Source organism: Loktanella sp. DSM 29012, assembly GCF_900110705.1.
GTDB classification, from domain to species: domain Bacteria; phylum Pseudomonadota; class Alphaproteobacteria; order Rhodobacterales; family Rhodobacteraceae; genus Loktanella; species Loktanella gaetbuli.
Map to the genome: position 1 here is coordinate 1 of NZ_FOEJ01000004.1, position 26,106 is coordinate 26,106.

The 26,106-nt window shown below is 62.0% G+C and carries 19 protein-coding genes; 15 read left to right on the forward strand and 4 right to left on the reverse strand.

Annotated features, from left to right (window positions below):
• Positions 1-428: 428 nt before the first annotated feature.
• From BMX27_RS09730 to BMX27_RS09745, 4 genes are read right to left on the reverse strand one after another with little or no spacing between them, the layout of a single operon-like run.
• On the reverse strand, positions 429-812 hold the full coding sequence (locus BMX27_RS09730) for a hypothetical protein (protein ID WP_090159671.1): 384 nt from the start codon (positions 810-812) through the stop codon (positions 429-431).
• Positions 813-816: 4 nt separating this feature from the next.
• Complete coding sequence (locus tag BMX27_RS16960; RefSeq protein ID WP_218144655.1) at positions 817-2,856, reverse strand: HNH endonuclease; 2,040 nt, start codon at positions 2,854-2,856, stop codon at positions 817-819.
• Positions 2,840-4,600 (reverse strand): TadE/TadG family type IV pilus assembly protein, encoded by a 1,761-nt coding sequence (locus BMX27_RS09740; protein ID WP_090159672.1) that lies wholly within the window; start codon positions 4,598-4,600, stop codon positions 2,840-2,842. Before BMX27_RS09740 ends, BMX27_RS16960 begins: the two co-directional genes overlap by 17 nt.
• Positions 4,597-5,277: a TadE/TadG family type IV pilus assembly protein gene (locus tag BMX27_RS09745; protein ID WP_177172699.1), complete on the reverse strand. Its 681-nt coding sequence runs from the start codon at positions 5,275-5,277 to the stop codon at positions 4,597-4,599. Before BMX27_RS09745 ends, BMX27_RS09740 begins: the two co-directional genes overlap by 4 nt.
• Positions 5,278-5,648: 371 nt before the next feature.
• On the opposite strand from BMX27_RS09745, the gene BMX27_RS09750 reads away from it, so the two are divergent.
• The 15 genes from BMX27_RS09750 to BMX27_RS09810 all read left to right on the forward strand — a co-directional run bounded on the left by BMX27_RS09750 (position 5,649) and on the right by BMX27_RS09810 (position 26,101).
• Positions 5,649-7,367, forward strand: a complete 1,719-nt coding sequence (locus BMX27_RS09750; RefSeq protein WP_143056806.1) for a hypothetical protein — start codon at positions 5,649-5,651, stop codon at positions 7,365-7,367.
• A 19-nt stretch (positions 7,368-7,386) separates the two neighbouring features.
• Positions 7,387-9,957, forward strand: a complete 2,571-nt coding sequence (locus BMX27_RS09755; protein ID WP_090159675.1) for an SH3 domain-containing protein — start codon at positions 7,387-7,389, stop codon at positions 9,955-9,957.
• A 28-nt stretch (positions 9,958-9,985) separates the two neighbouring features.
• Positions 9,986-10,753: an ATP-binding cassette domain-containing protein gene (locus BMX27_RS09760; protein WP_177172700.1), complete on the forward strand. Its 768-nt coding sequence runs from the start codon at positions 9,986-9,988 to the stop codon at positions 10,751-10,753.
• The gene (locus tag BMX27_RS09765) at positions 10,753-12,648 is read left to right on the forward strand and encodes a hypothetical protein (protein WP_090159677.1); all 1,896 of its coding nucleotides are present in this window, start codon (positions 10,753-10,755) and stop codon (positions 12,646-12,648) included. Before BMX27_RS09760 ends, BMX27_RS09765 begins: the two co-directional genes overlap by 1 nt.
• Before the next feature lie 10 nt (positions 12,649-12,658).
• On the forward strand, positions 12,659-12,787 hold the full coding sequence (locus tag BMX27_RS17025) for a hypothetical protein (protein WP_256212462.1): 129 nt from the start codon (positions 12,659-12,661) through the stop codon (positions 12,785-12,787).
• A 5-nt stretch (positions 12,788-12,792) separates the two neighbouring features.
• On the forward strand, positions 12,793-13,965 hold the full coding sequence (locus tag BMX27_RS09770) for a CpaF family protein (protein WP_177172701.1): 1,173 nt from the start codon (positions 12,793-12,795) through the stop codon (positions 13,963-13,965).
• A 75-nt stretch (positions 13,966-14,040) separates the two neighbouring features.
• Complete coding sequence (locus BMX27_RS16860) at positions 14,041-14,202, forward strand: hypothetical protein (RefSeq protein ID WP_157057569.1); 162 nt, start codon at positions 14,041-14,043, stop codon at positions 14,200-14,202.
• Positions 14,203-14,211: 9 nt separating this feature from the next.
• Positions 14,212-14,409, forward strand: coding sequence for a hypothetical protein (locus tag BMX27_RS09775; protein WP_090159679.1), 198 nt, complete (start codon positions 14,212-14,214; stop codon positions 14,407-14,409).
• Between the two features lie 17 nt (positions 14,410-14,426).
• Positions 14,427-15,131 (forward strand): Flp pilus assembly protein CpaB, encoded by a 705-nt coding sequence (gene cpaB / locus BMX27_RS09780; protein ID WP_090159680.1) that lies wholly within the window; start codon positions 14,427-14,429, stop codon positions 15,129-15,131.
• A 13-nt stretch (positions 15,132-15,144) separates the two neighbouring features.
• A complete protein-coding gene (locus tag BMX27_RS09785; RefSeq protein ID WP_090159681.1) occupies positions 15,145-17,058 on the forward strand; it encodes an ATPase, T2SS/T4P/T4SS family in 1,914 nt (637 codons plus the stop codon).
• A complete protein-coding gene (locus tag BMX27_RS09790) occupies positions 17,051-17,947 on the forward strand; it encodes a type II secretion system F family protein (protein ID WP_090159682.1) in 897 nt (298 codons plus the stop codon). Before BMX27_RS09785 ends, BMX27_RS09790 begins: the two co-directional genes overlap by 8 nt.
• Positions 17,944-18,816, forward strand: coding sequence for a type II secretion system F family protein (locus tag BMX27_RS09795; protein WP_056039457.1), 873 nt, complete (start codon positions 17,944-17,946; stop codon positions 18,814-18,816). The genes BMX27_RS09790 and BMX27_RS09795 overlap by 4 nt, the downstream gene beginning before the upstream one ends.
• Positions 18,813-21,926 (forward strand): hypothetical protein, encoded by a 3,114-nt coding sequence (locus BMX27_RS16865; protein ID WP_090159683.1) that lies wholly within the window; start codon positions 18,813-18,815, stop codon positions 21,924-21,926. The genes BMX27_RS09795 and BMX27_RS16865 overlap by 4 nt, the downstream gene beginning before the upstream one ends.
• Before the next feature lie 40 nt (positions 21,927-21,966).
• Positions 21,967-22,758, forward strand: a complete 792-nt coding sequence (locus BMX27_RS09805) for a hypothetical protein (protein WP_090159684.1) — start codon at positions 21,967-21,969, stop codon at positions 22,756-22,758.
• A gap of 10 nt (positions 22,759-22,768) precedes the next feature.
• On the forward strand, positions 22,769-26,101 hold the full coding sequence (locus tag BMX27_RS09810; RefSeq protein WP_090159685.1) for a hypothetical protein: 3,333 nt from the start codon (positions 22,769-22,771) through the stop codon (positions 26,099-26,101).
• The last annotated feature ends 5 nt before the right edge of the window (positions 26,102-26,106 follow it).

Here is a 26,106-nt window from a genome sequence, read left to right on the forward strand (position 1 = left end):
GGCCTGACACCGCGCGAATATGCTAACCGGTCAAACGAAGACCAAAACCTGAACAGAGCTAACTCATAAATGAGGACTCTCTGGGGAGCAGGTCAAGAAAAACAGCGATCAATGCATCCCGTTCGAACAATAGCTCGGTACCTTCGTGCAAGACCTGGATCGCGCTACGTTGAATTTCGGCGTCAATCTGCGTGGCCGTCTCGAATTCGCCTAGCATCTCAAGGGCAGATGAATGCGATTGGCCGAGGGTGAAGCTTACGTCCCTAGTAGGAAATTTCAGTTCCAAAGTCACTGTTGATACCCTCAATCACTGTTTCGTTCAGATGATGAAGCCGGACATTTGCAGCACCAATTTGGGCCAGTGTCATACCGTGGACCCGCATCATAAACGCCTCAGGGACATCCCCTGACATAAAACGGCCAGGGATCTACTGAATCGTGAGAAATGGAAAAGTGTGTTGGAAGCGCTCATGGATATGCGGATTATCATCCAGTAATTTGATGGCATCTGTTTTTGATGCGAGGTCACTCGTGAAGGTGCTGCTCCGCAAATACCCTATTCCGGCCAATGCCTGCTCTTCCTCACGCGAGTGATCCCAGTATGGCGTAAATCCCAATATCTTCAACGGTTTGAAATCGAATTTATCTTTCATATCGAGCATCGACCAGATGTAGTCCGGCAGATCATCTTGTGTCTCCACAACGTGATGGAGCCATCTCTGGAGCTCGTTAAAGTCGATAACGCCCATGAAAAAACAGCTTTTGACAAAGCCGATGTCTTCGCCGTCGTCTTTGGTTAGCCGGAGCGCCATTAATCTATTGTCCCTCACTCATAGCTTCGCCACCGATATGACCGGTGTTCCGGTGAATATCCTCATCGACCAACTGCATCCGCCCAGAATCTTGGTGATGATGCCATGTGTAGCCTGGAATTTTTGCATTGCCTGACTGGATAGCCTGTAGTTGGGCCTCGTTAAACTGCGATCTGAGCTGCGGATTGTTCTCGATCTGTGTTCGCAGGTCGCGCGTCCCCATTCTCATCTGAGTTTGATAGCTGGCATTCCTGAACTCTGGGCCAGTGAAGCGCGTGTCATACACTGTAAAGTCATCAAACACTGGAAATCCACGTTGATCAAATACGACCCCAGTATTTGGGTGTCGCTGGCCGGCAAGCGGGACATTCTTTGCGTTGTATGGTGGCACTGTCGTAGAGGTAACGTTGCCTTCGTAAAACTCGTCATAATAATCACGCCATGCTCTAGCATCGTAGGGTGCATTGCTTGGAGTCTCTGCCAGATCTTCATCAAGATCGCGATTTCGAGCCTCAACCAGCTCATCCGTCCTGGTGCGCACCTCGCCCATGTCGAACGGTGTCGTGCGACCGGGTTGACGGCTGAGGTCGCCGACCGCCTCGGTGGCGAGCCGGGTTTGGCGCACGCCGTTCAGAGCGATGGCAAGCGGGGTTGCACCGTCCAGTTTGTCGGCGATCCGTGCCGCGCGCAGACCCTTGGCAATCGCGCCGACGCCGACAACGGTGGCCGCCGTCTCGACGCCCATGATGCCCAGTTCGGTGGTTGTGCGGGCGCGGATACGCTCTGCTTCTTGGTAGAGGGAGATGTCGCCTTCGCCTGCGCGATATGCGGCCTCCAGCGCGTCGGCGTGTTCGTATTGGGCGGCGTAATATTCGGCAAAGGCCTCGGCCACGGCAGCCGGGTCATCCATCAGCTCTTGTGCGGCCTCCAGAATGCCGGTGCCGCGGTCCACCAGGTCCTGTTGCTGCGAGGCGGCGTAGTCGTCGGGGATCCAGCCCGTGGCTTCTTCGAGACCGACCACGCCCGCCTCGTAGACCGTTTCGACGGCCGTGGCGGCACCACCGACCATGTCGCCCACCCAGCCGATCGCACCCTCTGCCACACCTTGTGCGGTCCCGATCCGCGATGCGAGCGTTTCGCGCATGTAGTTCGACAGGTTGTCCAGCGGGGGCGTCGCATATGACGCGGGTGCGCCGCCGGTGTCGCCGCCTTCGGACGTGGGGGGTGCGTTTGGCTGGTTTCCCGTGCCGCTGGCCGTCACCTGCGTCGGCACCGTCGTTTCCGTGGCCGTTGTCACGGCCCCCGTATCGACAGTCGCGGCCACCGCCGTGATGCGTTCCAGCTCTTCGGTGATGTTGAAATCGGGGCGCACGGCGCTGGCATAATCAATCTCGAGCTCTTCGAGGTTGCTGGCGGATGCGGTGCCCGTCGATGGGGTCTTGGCGCTGGGATAGACGCGCGGGAACAGGTCCTTTTGACGGTTGGTGAAATGTTCCCAGATCACCTTGTCATGGCCTTCGGCCCAGCGGGGGACGTTGAACAGCCATGTTTCATTGCTGGGTGCAAAGGTTTCGTTGTTGAACCAGATCATCGACGTGCTGGTGGGCGACCCAAAGAATGTCGAGAATTGTTCGGACTGCACGGCGCTGAACGCCATGACAGGTTCCTGCGCGCGGTTCAGGTTGGGATAGACGGCATCGCCTGCGGCCTGCAACATTGTCCAGAACCGCTGATCATCCTCGACCGCGGTTTCGCCGTTGATGTTCATGTTGCAGTGGATCGTGACCTGGCTTTTCTCGCGGAAACCGACCGTGATCGGCTGCCCCGGAAACAGCCCCGTGTGGCTGCAACTTTCGTTCAGGGACGCATTGCGGATGACCGTGCGATTGTCGATCGCGCCGGATGCCCCGTTCTTGACGATGGGGAACAGGGCGAAACACGACACGGCGACCGACATCAGGAACACGAGAAAGCAGATCGCCTCGATCGTGACAGATCCGTGTTCGCGCCGGAAAAAACGAAGGAAATCAGCGTGTAACGGCATCGGCCCACCCCGCGGATGCTGTGCCATTGAGGCGTTCCAGATACGTGCGATACGGGCCAAAGCTTTCGGGTACTTCGCCGTCCATCCGGTTCAATACACCGCTCAGGCGCGTCATCTTGTCGGCGGGTACCAGTCTGGCACGCCAGTTTTGCGAATAGATCGAGATCTCATCAGGGTTGAACACCAGCCCCTGCGCGTACCGCAGATACCCCGCCTCGTGCGTGCGGAAATACCGCCCGGCCCAGCGTTCGTTCGGCGCACGGAGCGCAAAAACCAGCGCGTTATAGTCATCGTGGAAATCATCGATGTCCGGCAGGATGCTGACCGAGGGGACAAAGCCTTCTTCTTCGAGGGGGATCGCATTGTAGAGGTCGAAATCCTCGACCTGTGTGACCAGCCCTATTGCATCGAGGAACCCGCCCATCGCGTCGATACCGGGGACGGCGCTGAACTGGACGCTGCTGCATTGCGCCAGCGTGCGCAGTTCGACCATGCGCGTGAACATGTTGGAATCGATACGCTGATCGAACGGGTAGCTGGTCGCCAGCGGATTGAAGCTGCGGTAGGTCTTGGTCGATTTGCCGCCAATGATCAGAAATTCCAGCGGGTTAAGGCTTTCGATCGCCTCGCGCAGTCTGTTTTCCTGGCGGCGGGTGCTCAGGCCCCACGCGGCACGCCATGCCATGCCGGCGATCAACTCGGTCGTGATGCCGGGGATCTGGAACGCATTGATCAGCCCGTCATACAGCCGCTTTTCCTGGCTGACCTTGTGATAATGCTTCAGCTTGTCGCCCATCGTTGAATCGCGCGAGATATGCGTCGGCAGATATGGGTCATTCTCGCTGCCGCCGTACATCGGGCCGCTGTTGATGTCGAAACCGCGCCTGTGGAATGACCCATGGATCGCGGGTATCTGTGCCAGACTGCCCATCTGCGGGGCGATGTTGCTGAGGAATGGTATCTTGCCCAGGTCCACACCGCCGGTTCCGAAATACAGCGCGGCGCAGAACCGGGGATAGACCGCACGCGGTTCGTTGCGCGTCACCGGCAGTTCCATGCCCTGCCGTTGGGTGCCGTTGTCGCAGCTTTCCGCCATGCCTTTTTCGCAGGACGCATCAATGTAGAAATCGCTGATCTTGTGCTCTGCCGCGATCAGGCGGCCCTGCTGGCGGATCACGTCCGGGAAACGGTCCACGATTTCGGTGTTCTGGGCGGTCAGCGCCAGAAGCGCGTCATTGGCGTTGTCCAATGCGCCTTTGGGGTTGATGGTCACGTGAAGCGCCAGCGTTAGTGCCGCATCCGCGGCCAGTTCCGCCGCATAGGTCGTCGCGGGGATCATGCAGGCGGCCATCAGAATGGCGCCGATCTTGGGGATATTCTTGTATTTCTTGCAGGTCTGATAGGCGTAGTAACCGGCCTCGACCGACGCCATGCCCAGAACCGCCGCATGCATGTTGATGGTATTGTGCAGCGAACTGGCGTTCACCGCTGTCGTGTAATTCTGCGCAAGGCTGACGTGGTTCATGCCCAGCGTATTCATGGCGCGCGCGGCCTCGGTCGCATGGGCCATCGCGATCATGTCGGCTGCGTCCTGCGTGCGGGTGTTGTCAAAGGTCGATTTGCCGGAATTCACGATCAGGAACAGGATCAGCATCAGCGGCAACACGGCCGTCAGCGCGATCAAGGCAAATGCGCCACGTTCGTCGCGCCGCAGATCGGCGAGGGTGGCGCGCAGCGCGATCATAGCAGTGTCGCCTCGGCCTTGATGATGCGGAAATGCGTCCCGTCATCGCGCCGCCCTTGGGAAAACAGGCCAGCAACCGGCCCGTAGATCGACATGTGATATGTGACCTCGGCGCGGATCGGGGGCAGGGTCTGCACCAGCGTCACCTGTGCCTCGGTCCAGACCCAATCCAGATCGACGGACACGTTTGCCCCCTCAAACACATAGCAGGCCTTCTGCTCGACGGCGTCGCGCAGTGTTTCACCCACGGGCCCCCGCACGATGAATTCAACCGCCGCCTCGGGGTAGCGGCAATTGCCCTGTCGTTCCTGGCTGAACAGGCTGGACGGTGCAATCGGCAGCAATGCCATGCGGGCGGCAGTTTCCCACGGGACCGACCCGTCCTCTGTGGTGGGTTCGTCGCAATTCAGCGCGCCCCAGATCGCCTTGGCGGTGCCGATGGGGCTTTCTCCGGGCGCCATGATCGGCACGGGGCGGCACGAATGCACTAGCGCAGATCGCCCCGCCGCATAGGCCGCGTATTCCGTCGTCACCACAGCCTGCGCGATCAGGATCTGCTGGATCAGCGACATGGTCACGATAAACACGGGAAACAGTAGCAGGATGAACTCAATCGAAGGCAATGCACCGCGCTGGCATTTCGCAAGCCGCATCACACTTCGGAAAAGTCCTTGCATCACAAAACCACGAGATAAATCTGTTGACCAATCATTGACCTAGAGTAAGGTAGCGATCAACCTTTTAACAGACTTTAGTTTGCGGATTTTTCAATGCTGATTTGCGTAACATGAGCCTGAAAAAACGATCTTCAATCCATTGGTTTTGCAGGTATTTTCTCATCATTGGCCTTGCCGCACACGCCACGTCTCCGGCAGGGGCGCAGACTGATTCCGCAGCAAGCGATGCTGATGCCAACGTCGTCTTTTCCCTACCGATTCCATCTGGATTGCAGGCGCGTGATCTCGAATTGGTGGGCTGTCGCTTTGTAAATGTCAGCATTGATGCGCAGAGTGCGGCATTCGAATGTCCAGACCGATCCACTCGCCTATTGCGGTACAATTCAGGCGATCGCGCAGCTGTCGAGATCGATCTGACCGATCTGTCCTATGATGCTGAAAGTCTTGCATTTCCGCTGATGGACGGCGTGATGCAATACGCGGGCCAACTGTTGTCAAATGACCCCGGTGCCGCCTCGCAAGAGGAGGTGCCCACACTGGCACAGGCCCAGCCGGCACAGGATCGCACATCGCAGCGCGTCCGCATCGCTGTTGCGGATTGGCAGGCGCCGCTTGACGATCGCGCCCTCAACATCGTCGAGGTCGGCCTGGATGACGCGGGCCGTCAATTCTATGACATTGACCTGCCGTTGCGTTCGACGGTCATGCTGCAATCGCAGGACTACCCATTCTGTGCCGAATTGCTCGCGGGCGCGCGATTTGCCGACGCAGACGCCGGTATGGTCGTGCATGATTTCGCGCCTGCTTGCCGGGCTGTCGCCGTGACGGGCCCCGCAGGCGATACGCTGCGCGCCCAGGATTGCAGCGGAGAAGGCGCTGAGTTGACTTGCGTGCTGGCCGACGGCGTAGACCGTCTGCGCGTGACATCTGCGATCTGGGGCGATTTCGACGTGGCTCTTGGCGATGCCGCAGAGGTGGTGCTCGCCCCGGCCCCCGAACTGCGGCCGGCGATCACGATCGACATGAACATGGTGGATGGCGCTGCGACTTGCGGCTTGGCGGACGCACAGTTGCAGGTGACCGGATACTGCGCGGCGGACGCATGCAATGATGTAGCACCGTTCGACATCACTGGGCAGGGCGCGACCCTGTCCGAGGCTGGCTGGACACAGGCGGTGTTTCCCGATGCTGTCCGCCTAGCGGTGCAGCGCCCCGGCGAGGATCTGTTGACACAGGTGGCACCGCTGGGTCCGTCGCTGACGGATGTGGCTGCGGATATGGTCAGGCAACTGCCCGATCTGCGGTTGCCGCTGGCGCTGTCGGATGGCGTGACCGCGACTGCTGGTACTGTCGTGCAGTTGTTTGGTGACAACGCCTGTCAGACCCGGTCGGACAGTATCGCATTGGACGCGCTGGATGATGCAGCACCCGTGCTGGCCTGCGGATCGCTGCAACTTCAGTCCGATACAGGCACCGCTCTGTCGCGCTGTGCCGCATTGCAGGTGTCAGAGGATCGACTGAGCGTCGCACCCGACACACCGCTGTCGACCTGCACGCAACCGCCTGTTCTGGTGCATCTGGCCCAACACGACAGCATGAACGGCGATCTGGGTTTTGCCATCGTCGATGCCCTGCTGGACGCCGCCACGTCCCAAAGCGAGGCCGAAGTCTGCGCCAACGTCAGCTATACGATGTCTCGTAATGAATTGCGCGAAACGCTGGTGTCCGGTCAGTCGCTCTATCTCAATGCGAACGCGGTGCAGGACGCGAATTTCGCATCGCTAGATTTTTTGACACCCCGCTCCGAACTGTTGCGCGATTTCATCTGGATCTGGCGTCAGGCGGGACGTGACATGTCAGGCTTGGTCATCATCGCGCAGGGCGATGATGTCTATGTCGATGACCTGACATCTTCGCCAGAGGCGCTCGCCTGGGAAGTACTGGGCATTCCCGTGCATTTGCTCGATACCTCCGGTGCTGTTGATTGTGACATGTTCACACAGCGCCTTTTGTTCGACAGTTGTACGTCAGTGACCGCAGGTTCGGTCAGCGCCGACTTGCAGTCGCTGCTGTCCGATCTGACAAAATAGTAAAACGAGGACGAATACGTTGCTTTTGAAACCCTATGCACGCCTTGCCCTGGTTTTTGCTCTGTCTGCCGCGCCTACCTTTGTCGCGGCCCAGATCGAAGGCAGCTGCCTAGGCTATTATGACCGACCCGATGCGCTGGGGAGCTTCAACGCCGAAACCGGCGAAATCATCCGCAACGGGATCATTCCGGTGATGGTTGGGGCGACCCCCCTACGGGACGGTCCCGGTGCCGACGCCACCGTGATCGGCGAACTGGTGTTCAACGAACGTATCAACCCGATTGCGCAGGACGGCGACTATATCCACGTGCGGCGCGACACGCGACCGGACTCGCCGATGCTGGGCTGGGTGGCTGCCGATGACGTGTCCTGTCGCGCCACGCCGCTGATGACCGAAGAAAACATCTCGCGCAAATTCTACATCCGCACGGCTGCCAACGCGGCCGAGGATGCGCAGGTCGGTGTCGTGCCGGTCACCGACCCCGGCGGCGATGATTGCGCGGAACTGAACGGCATCTGTCAGAGCATGACACGTTTCCAGCGGTTCTTCATCTTTGCCGAGGACCCCGAGACGAACAGCGTCCTGCTCATGAGCTCGAACCTGTCAGAGGCACTGGAGCCACTGAATGGCTGGGTCTCCGCCGACGACGGATATCGCTGGAACACGCGACTGGGCCTGCGCCCGTCCGACAACATGGTCGTAAACGCCGATACGGGCAGCCTCGAGGTCGAAAAAGAAACGATCATGTGCGTCTACGAGACCGAAGACGCCGCGCGCGCCTCGCTCTCAACGGCTGAGGCCGAAACCGGCAATGCCTGCGACGTGCAGGTTCTGGGCGGTCCGCGCTGGTTCACGTCCAACGTGCGCCTGCCAATCATCGGCGATCTGGAAATCGACGGAGAAGATTTCTACGAAATCGCCGTGCCCGTCGCCACCGTGGGCGAGGACGGGCGCGATGCCCTGCTGGAACAGGTCGCCGGTCTGGACAACGCGATCCGTGAATTGCAGCAGCTGAAAAACCTCGATGTTTTCTTTCTCATCGACGGCACCCAGTCGATGGAACCGCATATCGAGGCGCTGATCGGCAGCGATACCGTCAAGGGCGTGATCCCGGCCATTCAGGATTCATTCGAGGGCGATCCACGCTTTTCCAATGTGACCGTCCGGTACGGTTTCCGGGTCTACCGCGACACCTATGCCGGGAATTTCGGCATCGGTGAAGGCCTGCCACTGGATCGCAACTGCACCCCGGACGAGGCCGCGCTGACCCAGAACCGCGAGACTTTCAACACGATGCTGCAAGAGATCGACACCGGTTTCGGCAGCGGCAATGAACCCGATCCCGACCACGAAGAGGCGCTGATCGTGGCGCTTGCACAAGCGTCCGACGACATCACCGCCTGCGAGGACAACGTCAAAATGCTCTTTGTCATCGGTGACACGGGCTATGACAGCGAAAGCCTGATTTCGCGCGGCGTGCCGGACATGCTGACGGATGAACTGGCCGTCGTGGACATGCTGGTCAACGGTGTATCGTCCAAGACCGTGGACCCGATCATCCCGTTTTTCATCCATGTGCCAGAGGCGGCTGAGGCGCTTCAGGCAACGGGCGACCGGCTGGAACGCTACCTTAGCGCCTATCAGAAATACGAGGTGCAGGCCAAACTGATGATCGGCACCATCGGGTCGATCTATCAGGACAGCCAGCAGATCCCGGTATCGCTGGATCTGGAACAGAACTATTTCTCGATGAACGGCCAGGACAGCGACGCAGCCCAGCGCGAGCTGATCCGCATCATCACCGATCAGGTCGCCCGGTTTGGCGATCAGGGGCCGGTGACGGAAATCATCGCGGGCCTTCAGACCGGCGAGGCGCTGGTTGAAATCATCACTGCCCTGCAATCCAGCGCCAACGGGGTGCCTGCGCTGCGTCTGGCCCAGATCGAACGGCGGGTCTGCGACACGCTGGGTGATGCCTGCACCCAAAAGATCGTGTCAGACACCACGCGCGGCTATGTCCGCGCGGGCGAGGATACGCAGGTTGACGTGCTGGTGTCGGCCGAGGAATTCGACGACTGGGGCCTGATGCTGCGCCCGCTGCGCGATGTCACCGACATGTCGGTTCCGCAGCAGTCCCAGATGATCCTGACCTCGCTGGTCAAGGGGCTGGAACGGTCGCTGGGTGAATTGTCACCCGCCGAACTGGATATGCCGTTGTCGGATTTCCTCAACCTCAAGGCCGCCTTGCCCGCAGGCAGCGAAACCCCCCTGATGAACTACAGCCTGCGTGACTTCATCTTTGCGGCAGAAGGCGGCGGTTCGGCTGACGAGGCGATCGATTCCTGCGAGATCTATTTCGTGATCCGCTGGCTGGCCGTCAGACGCGATTTCTTTCGCGAAATCGACCGTGGCAACGTGCCGACCTTTACCAGCGCCGAAATCCCGACCGATCGGTGCGACATGCGGTATGACGGCGTGACGGACCTGACCTTCGACGACTTCAAGAGCTTTCCCGAAGACACGATGCAATACAGCTATGTCGATCTGAACGCGCGCTGGTTCTGGATACCCAACCAGTTCCTGCCATGATCCGGCTGTCGGACGCATGGCAGGCTGCATGACGGATTGGGGCTGCACGGTGACAGACCTCGATTTCGCACGTGGGCGTGCGGGGTCAGGCACCCAGTTCCGCATCCGCTGCGACGGACGGCTGGACATCCGCTATGCCGGTGGGAACACCAATCGCGTGCCGGTGATGGGACCATCAGGCGCGGGCAAGAGCACGCTGATGCACCTGATTTCCGCGACCACACTTCCGCAAAGCCCCAAGGCGCGGATCGCATGGACCTTTCCCGATGGGGCGCAACTGGACTGGGGGCATCGTGGCCCATCCCCGGACATGCTGGGCCGGTTGCGGCGTCGGTATTTCGGTTTCGCCTTTCAGACGCCGCATGTGCCCGAATTCATGACCATCACCGAGGCGCTGACATTTGCGCTGGAAAACCGAGGTCACAGCCGCGCTCAGGCGCGGGATGCGGCACAGCGCAGTCTGCATTCCGCCTTTGACGGTGATGCGCAAAAGGTCGCGCGCATCGCCGCCAGCTTTCCGGGGCAGCTGTCGGGCGGGGAACGCCAGCGGACGTCCCTACTTATGGCGCTGGTGCAGGATCCGGTCGTCTTGTTCGCAGATGAACCCACGGGCAGTCTGGACGGCGAGACACGGCGCACGATCATGGCGATGCTGACCGACTGGCTGACGCCGGAACGCATGTTGATCTGGGTTACGCACCATGACAGCGATCCCGCGGATACGGGTGCACCGCGCCGGCTGGTCGTGGCCGACGGGTCCGTGCGGTGGGATAACACAGCGGGTGTGATGGCCTGATGTTGATCCTGCGCATGGCTTGGAACGAATTGTTCCGCAGTTTTCTGCCGCGCCCGCCGGGGGGGCGCGATTTTGCATATCTGCTGGCCCTCATCGCCTTGCTGCAACTGCTGGGTATCGTGATTTTCAGCGCCAAGCTGGGGGTGCTGGAACGCTCTGTCGATGCGTTTCTGGGCAAGGTGCCGGGCTACGGCGTGCCGGTCTGGGTGCGGCAGAACTATCTGGCGGAAAACGACGCCGGTGCAATGACCCAAGACATGGTGGACGATCTGGAGGCGCGTGGCTTTCCCGTCCAGACATTCCGGCGCACGTTTGACGGCGACCTGATCCGGTTGCCCGCGCAGGACGTCTGGACCGAACCGCGCTTGAATGCGGAACCCGCGTTCGAGGGGATATTTGCCGACACAGACAGCGTACTGGCCGGTCAGCAACGGTCCACGGCAACAGCAACCCGTCTGTCGCAGGACGTGGTGGCGCACATGTGGTCCATCGTGCTGGACCGCGAGAATTTTGCGCAATTCCTGGATCTGGACGCCTATCGCGCGGCGCTGGCCGGGCGGGTGCCGCCCGCAGCGCTGGATGATATTCCACAAGACACCGCATCGCTGGACGACATGTCGCTGCTTTGGCTGGAAATGCGGGTCAACGACCGCGCACATCTCGTGCCGTTTCGCGTGACTTGGGCCAATTACCTTGGCGCGGGCCATATCGCGCCCGACTTTGTCCTGCCCGCCGCGCTGCACACGCTGGAAGCAGCAGCCTCTGCCAGTCCGGGTCTGTGCCTTGATTTCAGCGCGGGGCCTGCGCCCATTGCCCCTGTAGCCGGCGTTCAAAGCCCGTCGCTATTGCTGATGTCGGCCGAGGATCGCGCCGCCCGCAGCGCGCCCATGGGGGCCGCACTGACGGACCTGCACGCGGCCATGGGCGGGTCATTGTCTGTCGCCAATCCCAGTCGCGTATCTTGGTCAGCGCCCGACAATAGCGGCGGGACCTGTGCTGCGACCGTGCCTTGGGTTGTGGCCGCGCTCTTTGCCACCGGGGGCGATCTGGCGCTGTCGGACTGGGACGGCCTGTCACCCCAGCCTGTTCCGGATGTGGGCGTCGACGTCAGCCTCTACACGGCCCCCTGTTCTGCGATCAATCCACGCGAGCGGGCCTTTGCCCTTGGCGCGACCGATTCCGCGCAATCGTCCTGCGGCGATGATCCGATCACGATCGAAACGGCGAACGCATCCTCGGGCTATGACGAAATGCTTGTCTTTGCCGAAGACCGGATCGGCCTGGATGGCCTGGTGTCCGTCATTTCCTGTGATGGCGTCACGTCGGGTGCGCTGGATGATACGCTGTGCATGCCCCTTGCCAGTGCATCTGATGAGAGTGGAGATCAGGCGACCGAGAGCCGGATCGCCATACACAATATCTACCGCGACAGCCTTATGCGCTTTGGCTTCTTGTCACGCCTGATCGATGCGGTGTCCGGGCCGGTCGGCTGGTCGCTGGTCGGTCTGGGCGTCGCAATCCTGTGGGTGCAGTTGGGAACCGTGCTGGGTCACCGGCGCGGGCAATATGCGACGCTGATCGTGGGTGGCTTGTCGCCGCTGCAGATCGTCGTGCTGGTCTGCACGCAGGTGGCGATGTGCGTTGTGCTGGGGCTGGCCGTGGCGTTTGGCCTGTTTGTTGCCATTCGGGCGACGCTCTTTGGCGCGATCCGCGCGCTGTCGACGGAATATGACCGGATTGCGCTGGGCGAAATGCTGGATGTTTTGCCGGTCCCTGCATTAGGACTCCTCGCGTTCCTCGGTTTCATGTTATTGATCGGGTGGGCGCTGACCTATCTGCAATTGCGATCCAAGGGTGTGTCCCGCGGCGGCGTGATCGACCGCTTGATGGAATAGGAGGGCGGAAATGAGCCTGGAATACGTAATTATCCTTGCGGTGTTCGGTGTGCCGATCATGGTCCTGATGATCCGGCTGACCATTTCGCTCATGCTCTATTGGCGCATCGCCGAAGGCGTGTGGATGCTGCCGCTATGAACGGCATGCTGGATGATTTTGTAGTCATTGGCGCAAGCGAAAGCGACGACGAGGTTTTCGCAAGATACCATGCGCAGGTCATCCAGGGACTGTTGGGCCCAATCGCCCCCTATTATGGCGACCCCGAGGAAAAAGACCCGGAACGCCGGAAAATGGCTGATTCCGTTCAGGAAATCATGATCAATGGCCCGGATGAGATCTATGTCGAATTGTCGGGCAAACTGACCCGCCTGCCGGGTGCCAGTTTCGGAGAGCCTGAGAACCTGACCGCGCTGGCCCGTGCGATCCTGCAATATGCAGGCAAACGCCTTGATCCCAACGACCTGTCGATCGAGGCGCGCACCCCCGAAAAGCACCGGGTTCATATCTTGCAGGCCCCGGCCGCGCGGCCCGGTCTGTCGATGGCGATCCGCAAGTTTCCAAAGGACCGCATCAGCCTTGATATGCTGCGCGAAAAGGGGTCATTCAGTGCGGCAGCACAGGATTATCTGCGCGTGGCGATGGAACAGCGTCGGAACCTGCTGGTGTCGGGCGGCACCGGTTCGGGCAAGACGACGATTCTGAACGCCCTGTCCGAAATGATCGCCCCAGATGATCGCGTTCTGATCATCGAGGATACCACCGAAATCCGGTTCGAGGATGATCGTCACGTCCTCCAGCTCGAGGCGCAGAAACCGACCGAACACGGCGACGGTGGCATTTCGATCCGCGACCTGCTCAAGGGGTCGCTGCGGATGCGCCCTGACCGGGTCATCGTCGGCGAATGCCGCGCGGGCGAGGCGCTGGACATGGTGCAGGCAATGAATACCGGCCACGCAGGATCGATGTCGACCGTGCACGCCAACAGCCCGGTCGATTGCCTTGCCCGCGTCGAAACGCTGTGCCTGATGTCGGGGGTGGACATGCCGCTGGTCGCGCTGCAACGCCAGATCGCGGCGGCGGTCGAGGTTGTCGTTCAGATTTCGCGTGTGCGGGGTTTTCGACGGGTGGTCGAGATTTCCGAGGTCCGCGGATTGGACCCCGAAACGAACTATTACCAGATGGCCCTGATCTTTAACTTGCAGCCCGATAAGGACGGCCCCAACGGCAAGTCATTGATGTGGACAGGAGAAATGCCGACCTTTCCCGAATTGCTGCCCGAGGAGATCAGCGAACTTACGCGATTGTGGCAAAAATAAGAAAAAATGCTTTTAACAAGCAGACTTCCGCTTATAATAAGACAATCTTTAATTGATTCTTCGAAGGAGTACGAGATGGGTCCTGGAGATATTCTGAAAATCGGCGTCATTGTTTTGCCGCTGGTCATGTTTCTTGCTTATGTTGGCACGGCTGTGGTGGACAACACCAAGACAGCTGGCACCAGCATGGACTCGGCCGCTGATGGCCTGTCCAGCACGGCCGGTTCTTCTTGGTAAGGCAATCCGTTGCGTAAATTCATAGACGTCGCGGCGCGTATTTTGCGCGATGACCGCGGCGTCACCTCGCTTGAGGCAGTCCTGATACTTGGTGTCGTGTCCGTGCCTTTGGTGACGTTCCTCGCATTGGCGGGAACCAAATTCATCGTATGGATGCGGTCGCAGGCACCCAACATCTTCGATGAGGCCGAAACTTTCACCTTCTAAGTCGGGTTGGTCACTTCATGAAATACGTGGCAATGATCGTCGTTGGGCTTTTGCTGGGCGGGGTCGCCGGATACATGTCGTGGCAGCGCATGGCCGAAATCGAGGCCGTGAATGATGCACCCGCCTATCTGGTGTTGCGGGCCGACTTGCCTGATGCCTTTCTAGAGGCCGGCAGTCAGTTGCGCCCCGAACACCTGACATCGGTCCAGATACCGGAAACCGGTGGCAATCTTGGCGATTATGCCTTTCCGGACAGTGCCGCTACACGTCAGTTCGTGACACTGCAGCCGATCAACATGCGTCTGCCGCGCGGTCGCATTCTGACCCGCGACCTGTTCGAGGATGTTGCCGAAACCCGTCTGGACCAGGTGATCACACCGGGCATGCGTGCCCTGACCATTTCCGTCGATACCAAGAGCGCGCTGAACTATCAGGTGGCCCCCGGCAACCGCGTCGACCTGATCGGCGTGCGGTCCAACCTCGCCGGGTCAGAGGCCGAAATCCTGATGGAAGACGTCAAGGTCATCGCGGTGGGCGACATGTTCAGCTACGACGAATGGCTGGCGTCGGGACGCGACAATTATTCGACCCTGACCCTTGAAATGACGCCACAGGACGCGCTGGCCCTGTCACAGGCGACACCCGCCCTTGACGGTCCCGTGTCCGTGGTCCTGCGCAGCCAGTGTGACACTGACGCCGCGACGGACCCGGGATGCCTGTGAAGGTGGTCTAGACATGGAACTGGTCCTTGAGGTTCGGCACGGCAAGAAACCACTCGTGCGTCACCCTCTGGGCCGTGCCACTTATGTTCTGGGCTCTGGTGAAAATAGCGAACTTGGCGCGCCGATCACGATCCATTCCGACCGGGTGAAACCCAACCACGCCGTTCTCGAATACACCTCGCTGGGGTGGTATCTGACGCCCCGCCAGACGGGCGTGCGGCTTGATACCGTCAACATCCTGCCGGTCAACGAACGCCGCAAGATCAGCAGCGATGCGGCATTCGCCATTGCCGACGTCAGTTTTCAGCTGGTGTCGCCCACCGGTGCCAATCGGCAGGACGATGCCGCAGTCACCACGCCAAAGGCCGTGTTTGACGAACTGGTGTCGGATATCCAGCAGCGCACAAGCCGCGACACCGAACGCCGCGCCTCGACCGGCGAAATGGAACGCGACGATCCGTTCTATCGTCAGAAAATCCTGCCCTTCATCGAAGGACACCTGCGCACCGCCCTGTCGCAAGTGTCTCAGGATCTGTTCGAAAATTACGCGCACGAAACTCTGCGCCGCGAGTTGGTGCTGCGCCTGCTGGGGCATCCGGGGTTGCTGCGCAAGGCGCTGGGCGCTGAAATCACCGAAGGCGACCGCACGGGCGTCGACCGGCTGGCCAAGGAACTGCTGGATGATATGGGGATCGATACCGCCCCGAACCGCCGCCCGCAGAAACTGGACATCCTGTCGAAACAATTCGCCAAGGTCTTTTCGCGCCGCATGATGACCTTCAGCCGCGCGCTGCTGGACAAGATCGTTGCCGAAAGCGTGCGTTTTTCGGTCGTGGCGGCGATGGACGGTGTTGGGCCTCTCGAGGCGCTGATGGCGATCGAGGACATCAACGAGGTCATGGTCGTGGGCTATGACAAGGTGTTCGTCGAAATTGACGGCAAACTCGTGCTGTCCGGTCTGGCCTTTCGCTCGCCAGGCGAGGCGCTGACCACGGCCCAGAAAATCGCGACCCGGTCAAATACCAGCGTTGAAAAACAGCACCCCTATCGTGACGCCCGTCTGCCGGACGGCAGCCGCGTCAATATCGTCATCGACCCGATCGCGCTGTCGGGCACCACCATCACGATCCGCAAATTCCGCCCCAAGGCGCCGAATCTGTTGTTCCTGCGTCGCAAGGAAAGCCTGTCCAGCGCCATGGCAAGCTTTCTCAAGGGGTGCGTGGTCTCGAAAAAGAACATCCTCGTCGCGGGCGGCACCGGCACCGGCAAGACGACGATCGTGAACTACCTCGCATCCATGATCCCGCCTGACGAACGCATCGTCACGGTCGAGGATACCGCCGAACTCAAGATTTCGGAAAAGGACGGTGGCCGTCTGCCCCATGTCGTCACCATGCAGGGCGTCGCCCCGACCGGCGACAGCAAGGGGCATTCGATCCGCGATCTGGTGCACAACGCGCTGCGGATGCGGCCCGACCGCATTATCGTCGGGGAATGCCGTGGTGGCGAGGCGTTCGATATGTTGCAGGCCATGAACACGGGTCACGAAGGATCGATGACGACGCTTCACGCCAATGATCCGACCGAAACCGTGGCACGTCTGGAAAACCTCGTGCTTAGCGCGGGTGAGGGTCTGCCCCTCGAGGCGATCCGCTATCAGGTGGCCGCCGCCATTGATTTCATCGTGCAATTGCACCGCTACGCCGACGGTCGCAAAAAAATCTCCGCCATCGCCGAGGTTGGCGCGGTCGATCCCGTCACGGGCCGGATCGAGGTCAACCCGATCTTTGAAACCTATTACAATCCCGTGCGCCCCGATCTTGGGACGCGGTTTACCTTTGCCGGGCGCACGCCCGTGGCAATCCGCGAAATCATCGACGGCGGGTTCAACCCCCGCCGCCTGAAATTCGGAAACCGGAATGTTTGAACAAAACGCCCCAGTGATCCTTGCCCTCGGGCTTGCCGTCGGCATCGCAATGGCCGTGATCGGCCTGTTCCTGTTGCTGCGCCCCTGGCTCGAGGGCATGTTCGCGCAGATCATCACATCCTATGACAACCGCTTTGTGTTTGTACTGCAATGGCGCCCGCTGACGGTGAACATGCTGTGGGTCATTCTGGCGTTCATCTGCATTGTCTCACTCTTGATGGGGTTGCTGTTCGGCCGGTCCAGCGGCTGGCCCTTTGGCATCGTCGCGGCCATCGTCACCGGGTTCATCATGGTGCTGGTGCCGCTTGCCGTGGCCACCCCGGCGTTCGAGTTGTCCCGTCGCAAGCGGGGCAGGGACATTGACAATGGCCTGCCCGGTCTGCTGCAACAGCTGTCTGCGAACCTCGCCAACAACAAGAATGTGGGCCTCGCCCTCGAAGAGGTGTCGCGCACGGCACCGCCGCCGCTGGACTATGAACTGCGCCTGCTGGCGCAAAAGGAACGCGATCTGGGGTCCCTGCCGATGGCGCTGGACGACGCGGCGGAACGGGTCAAATCGGACTGGTTCGCCGTGACGGCAGCGGTGCTGAAAACCACCAACGAACGCGCCAGTTCCGAATCCGAGGTGTTGCAGAACCTCAGCCGCGTCTTTGCGCAGCAGCGTGCCATGCGTGACCGGATCGACACCGCGACCCGCCAAGGTGAGACATCGATGCGGATCATGCTGGTGGTGCCCTTTCTGGTGGTGGCCATCGCCCCCTTTGCCCTGCCAGAGGCGACATGGGACACCGCCGATATGGGCATCCTCTGGACCGTCGTGACATTCGGCATCCTGCTTGCGTTTACCGCAATCGGGCTGGCCTGGTATTTCAAGGCGCAAGACATATGACCCCTGCCGTGATGATCCCGCTGATTTCGGCCCTTGGCCTGATGCTCGTCGGTATCGGCGTCGTGGGCCAGGTCTGGAATCCCGCGCGCAAGTATCTGACGATCTACCGCGACGTCGCCCCGTCCTATGGCCCGGTGCAGGCCATGGTGATTGCCGGGGCAGGGGGCCAGATGCGGGCCGACATGGACGCCTCGCTTGACGCCAGTCTCAGCAGCGAACCGCATCGCCTGCTGGGGGTGACGGAACAATCCTACAAATCATCCATGCTGGTGAACGGCGTCATTCTGGGCGCGATCGTGGCCGTGCTGTCATGGCCGACACTGGGCCTGATCGGTGCGCTGATCGCGGGGATCTGTTTTAGCGTGCTGGGGTCGGTCCTGTTGCAATGGACCCTGGTCGACAGCCTGAAACAGGCGCATGTGAAACAGGCCCGCCAATTCCCGTTCTTTCTGGATATCTTCTTGCTGACGGTGCAGTCGGGCGGCGGTCTGGACGACGCCATCGCCATGTATCTCAAGGTGTTTGGCCGTGATCCGCTGGGCCGCGAACTGAATATTCTGGCTGAGACATTCCGCGCCTCAAACGAAGAAGAAAGCTTTTTGCGACTGTCCGCCCGCGTCGGCGACCCCGAGCTGAAAAAGGCGATTGGCGAACTGGCGCAGAAGCTGCGCAGCGGTGTCGAAATGGCCGCCACGCTCGAAGCGCAGCGCAACGACCTGCGCGCCATGCGCGAGGAACACGCCGCCAAGATTGCCGAGGCGCTGAATGCCAAGTTCATGATCTGCGTTGTGCTGGCGGCGGCCTCCGTGTTCCTGATTATCCTGTCCCTGCCGGTTGCGACCCTGATGGGCAGCAACGTGGTCTTTTGATCCGCCTGGCAACCATAGGGGCGTTTTGCGTCGGCCTGTCGCTGCCCGCGCTCGCCGTGGCGCAACAGTCGGACGTTCCGCTGTCGGCGCTTGCGCTGGTCTTTGACGAAAACGGCATGACATCTGACGCGATACCCAATGCCGATGTGGCCATTGACGGGTTCGTGTCCACCGCGATCGAATGGGGCATTCCGCGCGACCGCCGTCGGTTCCTGTTGAACCCGGCCCAGACGACGGTCGAGGATGCGCTGATCGCACTGGCCGAAACCGCAGCCCCCGACGAACGTGTGCTGGTCTATATCCACGGTGCGGCCTTCAGCCTGGTGGGTGCCGATGATGTTCGCATCCTGACGGCGGGCACGCGGTTCGACGGTCAGTTTGCCGCGCGGCTGGCGCTGCGACGTCTTGAACGCGGCAGCCTGCCAGTCTCCCGGATGAAAGAGGATCTGTTGGCCTTTGGCTTTGGTCAGGCACAGGTCATCGTCGCGGCCTGCGCCACTGACCCCGTTGACGCGGATTTGCGCGCGGCCCTCGATGACCAGATCGCAGAGGTGTCCTGTCCGGATACCATTACCCATGATGGCATCGTCTTTGCCGATCCGGCTATGATGGATTTCGGCATCTGGGAAACCCTTGCCGCGCGCGACCCGGCTGATCTGTTCGATGATGCGGACACGCTGCCCGCCCTGTTTCGTCAAGCCGGTGACCCGTCGCCCGAGACCCCGCCAGCGCCTACGGCAGAGGATCCCCCCGCAACCGCCGACATCGCGGATGAACCAGACACAGTCACGTCGCCCGCGCCAGAGGAGGCACTAGCTGCCGATGACGCCCCCGCCCAGACGGATCCCGCACCGGTCGCGGCAGCGGAACTTGCGCCAGAGGCAGCGCCTGAACCCGCGCCGGAGGCAACGCCTGAACCTGCCCCGGAGCCAGAGACCGCTGAACCGGCACCGTTGCCAGTGATTGCCGGCGTACGTGAAACCGACGGCGATGCGTGGCGCGTGGTCTGGGCCGGGCTTCAGGATGCGCCGGATTGTCAGGGGCTCGTCGATTTTCAGGTGCAGTTTCCGCAGACGCCTGTCAGCCTGATGTTCCTGCCCGGCATGATCACCCAGCATTGTCCGGATGGTCCTGTGCCGCCGACGCCGGGATTGACCGCTGCCCCGCAAACGGCCCCAGAACCAGAACCAGCCTCGGACGACCCGGCCACGGTGACCGCAGACACCGTTGTCGCCACCGATGAACCCGCCCCCAGCGACGTGTTGCCCGTCGCGGAACGTGCCGCAGAAGCCTGGCAGGTTGCCTGGGACGCGCTTCAGGGGACGACCGACTGCACCGGCTACCGCGTGTTCATGCGCGACCATGCCGACAGCCTGATGGCCTTGCTTGGCGCACCGGGTGCAATCGCGCGCTACTGCACGGACGAGGATCTGGCGATCCCGCTGCCGCCGCGTTCCGCCCTGCCCGACGCGCCGCCCGCCGAAGACTCTGCGGTGGTGCTGCTGCCGCCAGAGCCCGAGGCAACGGATGCCGCTGATGATACGGCTGCACCCACGGTCACCGATCTGCGTGATGATCTGCGTGCCATCAGTCTGATCATTGACAGTTTCGACGCGCCATCCCTGCCTGACCGCAGCTTTGACGCGGGTCGCAGGGCTTTTGATCGTTTCGTCGCGCAAATGGGGGGCGATCCAGCAGCCATTACCACTGCTGTGGATGCTGCCGATTTTGCGCAGGTCCTGCAGACCGATCCGGATGCCGCACCGGTGACCGAGGTGCTGGTCTATCTCGCAGGACAGATGGCCGTGACCGCCGGCGACAACCGGCTGTGGATGCTGCCTGCGGATTTCGATTTCGATACGCCGCAGCGCCGTGCGCTGCCGCCGGGGGATTTCCGCGACACCGCCTTTGACGTGACAGCGGCCCTTTCGGACCTGTCCGAGGCGACCGGCGCACGGGTTCTGGCCATGATCGAGGATTGCCGCCCGCCTGCCAAACCCGACGTTCCCGGGAACATCGACCTGTGGCCCTATATTGCTGATGACAGCGGCTGTGCGCGGGTGTCGGGTGCTGCGAATGTCATCGTGTTCAACGGTCAGGATCACAGCCAGCCTGATACCGAGACAGGCGCGATGCTCGACGTTCTGACCGGGATCGTTCAGGACGCACCGGATCTGTCGTTGCGCTTTGTGCGGGACAGGGTGATGGTGGCACTTCCCGATATCGGCAACCGTGCGGTCGCGGATGATCTCGACTTGCTGGCCGTAGCCCGCGATGCAACCGGCGTGCTGGACAGCTGCCTGCGCCCGGTGGCCGATGGCGACACCGTGACCTGTGTCGATTTCGAGGGGCAGCCGGTCACATCACCGATCCTCGCGGCACTGTCCGCGCCGCGCCCCGAGACGGCACCACCCGCGCCCCCCACCGACCCGGAGTCCGTTCTGTCACCGCGCGACATCGCCTATGCCGCGGCCGAGGGGGCGGACACCTGTGCGGGTTGGGATGGATTTTTGCTGGCCTATCCCGACCTTGCCGAACAGGGTGACGCAGTGGCGCGCCGTGATCGGGCCTGCCTGCTGGCGCGCGCCCGTGCGGCATCCGACCTGTGCACGGTGTCGGGCGACGACGAGCTGACCCTGACACGGGACGGGACACGGGCGCTACAGGATGCTCTGCTTGAAAACGCCTGCTGGCCGGGCGTGATCGATGGTCTGTGGGGCCAACGCACGGCGACGGCGCTGGATCAATTCGTGACCGAGGCGCTGGGCGGTGCGACGCTGGCGGGCTGGGCCGGCGACGGCAGACCCGGCTGCACCACGCTATTTGCATTGCAGGATTTCGACAGCGACGCAGGGGCTTGCACATTGACCTGCCCTGCCGGTTTCGAGATCAGCGGCGATACCTGTGCGCCCGTGCAGGTCGCGGCCCCGCCGCCCGCACCGCGTCCGGCTGCGCCGACACCTTCTGCACCACGCCCTGCCGCCGCCGCCCCGCGGGCCCAACCCGCACCCGCACCTGCCCCAGTTGCCCGTCAACCCGCCCCGGCACCTGCACCTGCACAGCCCTGCGTCGGTTTCAATTGCCCCGGGGCCGGAGTCGGGACATTCTGATGCGACACACCGCCGCCAGCCGGAACTGTATAGGTCACTTATGCCAAGAAACCTGATTTTGACCGTCGAACACGGGACCGCCAGTACGGGGCGCAAGCTGACCTTGTCTGATGGTCGCCCCAGTATCGGTGGCCGTGGGTCCGGTGCCACGCACGAACTGGTCGATGTGCCTGCCGGTCTGGTTTATCTGCAATTCGAACGCAGCGAGGATGACTGGTTCGTCGAAGAGGTGACCAACGGTGCCGCGCGGTTGAACGACGGCCCGCTGCGCCGCACGAACAAGCTGGCGGCGGGCAACGTACTGACCCTTCCGCGCAGCGATCAGGCGGGCGCTGTGCAGCTGAGCGTGCGGTTCAAGTCGGAACGCGCCGGTTTCACCATGCCGACCGCGCGTGAATTCATGGACGGTCCCTATTTTTACGGTCTGGCACTCGTCTGCATGATGATCGCGGGCCTGCTATTCATGGCGATTCAGGATCAACCTGGCACCGGGGGCGAGGGGCTGACACCCGCCATCATCGAAGAAGAGGTGATCGCCCTGCTGCGCGACGAAACCGGAGAGGTCGCGCGCGATCTGCCGGGTGGCCAGCCGCGCACCTTGCAAGAGGCGCGACTGGCCCTGCGCGGCGCACCCGATGCCGAAACCCGCGACCGTATCGCTGCCGATTATGCCAGCGAGGTGATCGTACTGATGAGCGAGGCGCGCCGTCTGGAACGGATGCGCCTCTATGACGAGGCGCGGGCGGCCTATTCGCAGGTTGTCACGCGTGTGGGCGATCTGGACGCCCGTGTCTCGCAAACTGCCCTTCAGGCGCTGAACCGCCTCAACTAGGACGATAGATATGACCCACCACGCGCTCTTGGATCGGATCGAACAGCACTACCGTTTCGACCGGAACACCTTTGAAACCTATGGTTCCAGCAACGTGCACCGCGGTGTGGACAAGAACAACGAACGTCACGAGGTCACGATCTACGTCCCCGAACCCGAGGTGATGAAGGACGCCAAGGCGCGGTCCGAACTGTTCGAACAGTTCCAGCGCTACAATAGCTCGCATCACCCCGCGACCCTGCCCGTGCCCTACGATATCGTCGAGATCGCCCCGAAGAAGGGCAAGGACGGCATGGCGCTGGTGCTGAAACGCGCGACCGTCGGCGGCTTTTTCGGGATCGAACGCGACGGCGGCGGGCGGTCGTGGTTCGAGGGAACCAATATCCCCTACGCCCAGCGACAGGGGGCTGCAGTTGCGTTTCTCGACGGTGTGAACGCGCTGGAAAACATGGACCTGCGCCTGCCCGAATTCGGCGTGTCGACCACGCAGGTGGTTCCCGACGGGAACGGTGTCAAACTGCTGATTGATCTGGTTTATTTTCCCGGCACATCGCCGCTGGGACGCAACACCCCGCACGAGCCGGCCTTTACGGCGCCTGAACGGGTGGCAAACGGCAGCGCGCAGCCTGCCTCGGGGCCGGACCGCGTCTATTCGCTGGCGGCTCTGTTGATCTATTTCCTGGCCGGTCCGGTCGGTTTCGCCAAGGTGTTCAGCGCGCCAGAGGTCACGACCAAGGACGATGTGCTGCCGATGCTCCAGAACATCGATTTCTGGGTCAACCGGGCCGAGCGCAAGGTCGGGATCGACGACACCGCCCTGCGCGCGGCGACCGACAACGAAATGTCGCTCGACCTTGCGGCGCTGTTCGCGCGCGCCACGTCGCCGGTGCCCGATGACCGATTTGGCACCGTCGATCTGTTCATCTCGGCGCTGCGCAACACGCTGAACGTGTCGACCGCGCCGGTGGTGGGTACTGGCCTTGGCGTGGCGGGTATGGGCACCGGGATGCCACCCAAGAAATCGAAATTCGGGATGCTGACAGCCGCTGCGATCGGGTCCGTCCTGTTGGTCGGAACCGGCGGACTTTGGTACGTGGACAAGCTTGAAAAGGACCGCATTGCGGCCGAACGCGCCGCGGCCATGAACGAGGCCGCCGAGGTCTGCGGTCAGATGGCCGCGACGTTCGAGACATTGGGCGAAACGGGTTTTGCCACCACGGCGGATTGGGATGCATTGGTCGCGGACCGCGCGGCCTTGCCGCCGCCCGACACCACCGACAACATCAGGGCCGCCGTGCGGGACTGTCCCCAGATCAACGCGCGTGCGACGGCGCTGGCAGGTGACTACCTGGCCGGACTGCAGACAGCGCTTGAGGATGAAATCGCGTTTGCCGCCGAAAATCCGGCGATGGCGGGTGCCCCTGCGTTGAACGACGCCCGCGCCGTTGCCGAACGGGGTGACGCCGCAGACCTGCCCATCGCCGAACGCGAGGCAGGCATCATCACGGCGACGGACGCATTGGTCGCGGCCCATATGGCCGCCCTTCAGGATCGGGCGACCGCCCTCGCTGCCTTGCGCGACGAGGTCGCAGGCATCTGGTCACTGCCCGCAGATGCAAATGACACGGGTCCTGCGTTCGATGCGCTGGGCGCGGCCGCAGCACAGGACACATCCGCCCCGGCGCTGCGCACCCTGTCCGAGGCGCAAGCCGCCGGTGAATCCGCCCTGATGTCGGGGCTGACCCGCGATCTGGGAGCACAGCGGCAGGATCTGCTTGATGAAATCGCCGATCTGCGGGCCAGCCTGGGCGAAAGCGCGCAGTGGTCCGCACTCGAGGCTGACATCGCCGACCTGCCGAACCAGCCGCGGGCCCTGACGTCCGAGGCTGTTCAGGCCGTCTATGCTGCCGTGGCGCAATTGCAGGGCGCCGTGGGTGAGGCCGGCGGTCAGGGTGCGCAGGCGTTGTCGGAAATCGCGGAACTGCGCGACACGATTGCCACGCTTGCCGATGGGGCAGGGCAGGCGGGTTATGATGATGTGGACGAATGGCAGACCGCGGCGGCTGCGATGTCCGAACTGCCGGTCAACCCCGACGCCTTGCCGCGCTGGGCAGACCTGACCACCCAATTGTCGACGCTGGATGCCGAACTGGCGGCGGAATGGCAGGCGGGGCGCGCGCAATGCGACAGCTTTGCCGCCGAATATGCCGAACAGGCCGCGCTGCTGACCACCTGGGACGAGGCGCAGGCGCTGGACACCGCGCGCACCGCTGCCGCGCAGGTAACGGACGGAGAGGCCGACCGAGAGGCCTTTGCCGCCTGTGCCGCAGGGCTGCCGCAACTGACGGCTGCCACGATCCGGGCCCAAGGGAAATCCGTCCTGAATGACGCAGCCGAGGCCTATGCCGCTGCCGAAGAGGTCGCCGGGCTGACCGAGATCCCCGGCAATTTCGATCTGGCCGAACGTGCAGCCGAACTGGCCGCGACCGCCGTGCCGGAAACCGCCGATGCACTGGCTGACCTGCGTGACCGCGCCGCCGACCTGACGGCCGAAATCGCGGCCCGGACCACGGCACTGGAACGTGCGCAGGCGCAGCGCCAGAGGCTTGCGTCAGAATACGAGGTGCTGACCGCCGGCATTGCGGAAACCGGGCTGGGCACGCACCCGGCCTATGTCGAGGCCGTCGCGGGGTTCGGTGACCCCGACGCCGTGGATATCCTGTCCGGCAACAGCATGTTGGCCGAACAGAACGCGACCCTGCGCAAACTGGTGTCCGACTTTGACGCCGGTGCGCTGCTCAACTGCACCTTCGAGGGGTACGACATGGCGGCACTTGTCGTCCGGTCCGAAGACCTGGCCGCGCTGCCGGCGGCATATGCGCCGCAAGAGGGCAGTCTTGATGCGCTTGCCGGACAGCACTGCGTCGGCATGGCCCCTGTTACCCTGGCCGAGGTGCAGGCCTGGGGCGACGGTTTGCAACCGAACCAGGCAGCGGTTCTGACCGAAATCGCGGCAACCACCCAGGCCGAGACATCGGAAACCGCGACCAACATCAGCGGATTTCTTGCGTTGTCCTACGCCCGGCATTTGTCAGAACAAAGCGGCGAGGCTGTCTGCCTGGTGCCTGCGCCACTGGTCGCGCTGATCAGTCAGGCTGATCCCGCATCCGCAGGTGTCGAAATGACCGGAACAGCCTGTGGCGAATCCTCGGTTGCGCGGCCGTTCTACGCGGGCGTCGATACCGCTGCCCCACTCGAGGCACCGACCTGTCTGGATGGTCAAAGCCGCCTGTCAGAGGTCGGCTTTCGTCTCGCCTTTGGCGCGATTTGCGCGGGGGAATGACCGGC

Coding starts and splice junctions, on each gene's coding strand:
- BMX27_RS16960 (WP_218144655.1), bottom strand. CDS start 2,856: ATGCCGTTACACGCTGATTTCCTTCGTTTTTTCCGGCGCGAACACGGA.
- BMX27_RS09745 (WP_177172699.1), bottom strand. CDS start 5,277: ATGCAAGGACTTTTCCGAAGTGTGATGCGGCTTGCGAAATGCCAGCGC.
- BMX27_RS17025 (WP_256212462.1), top strand. CDS start 12,659: ATGAGCCTGGAATACGTAATTATCCTTGCGGTGTTCGGTGTGCCGATC.
- BMX27_RS09740 (WP_090159672.1), bottom strand. CDS start 4,600: ATGATCGCGCTGCGCGCCACCCTCGCCGATCTGCGGCGCGACGAACGT.
- BMX27_RS09810 (WP_090159685.1), top strand. CDS start 22,769: ATGACCCACCACGCGCTCTTGGATCGGATCGAACAGCACTACCGTTTC.
- BMX27_RS09795 (WP_056039457.1), top strand. CDS start 17,944: ATGACCCCTGCCGTGATGATCCCGCTGATTTCGGCCCTTGGCCTGATG.
- BMX27_RS16860 (WP_157057569.1), top strand. CDS start 14,041: ATGGGTCCTGGAGATATTCTGAAAATCGGCGTCATTGTTTTGCCGCTG.
- cpaB (WP_090159680.1), top strand. CDS start 14,427: ATGAAATACGTGGCAATGATCGTCGTTGGGCTTTTGCTGGGCGGGGTC.
- BMX27_RS09765 (WP_090159677.1), top strand. CDS start 10,753: ATGTTGATCCTGCGCATGGCTTGGAACGAATTGTTCCGCAGTTTTCTG.
- BMX27_RS09805 (WP_090159684.1), top strand. CDS start 21,967: ATGCCAAGAAACCTGATTTTGACCGTCGAACACGGGACCGCCAGTACG.
- BMX27_RS09790 (WP_090159682.1), top strand. CDS start 17,051: ATGTTTGAACAAAACGCCCCAGTGATCCTTGCCCTCGGGCTTGCCGTC.
- BMX27_RS09770 (WP_177172701.1), top strand. CDS start 12,793: ATGCTGGATGATTTTGTAGTCATTGGCGCAAGCGAAAGCGACGACGAG.
- BMX27_RS09730 (WP_090159671.1), bottom strand. CDS start 812: ATGGCGCTCCGGCTAACCAAAGACGACGGCGAAGACATCGGCTTTGTC.
- BMX27_RS09785 (WP_090159681.1), top strand. CDS start 15,145: ATGGAACTGGTCCTTGAGGTTCGGCACGGCAAGAAACCACTCGTGCGT.
- BMX27_RS09760 (WP_177172700.1), top strand. CDS start 9,986: ATGACGGATTGGGGCTGCACGGTGACAGACCTCGATTTCGCACGTGGG.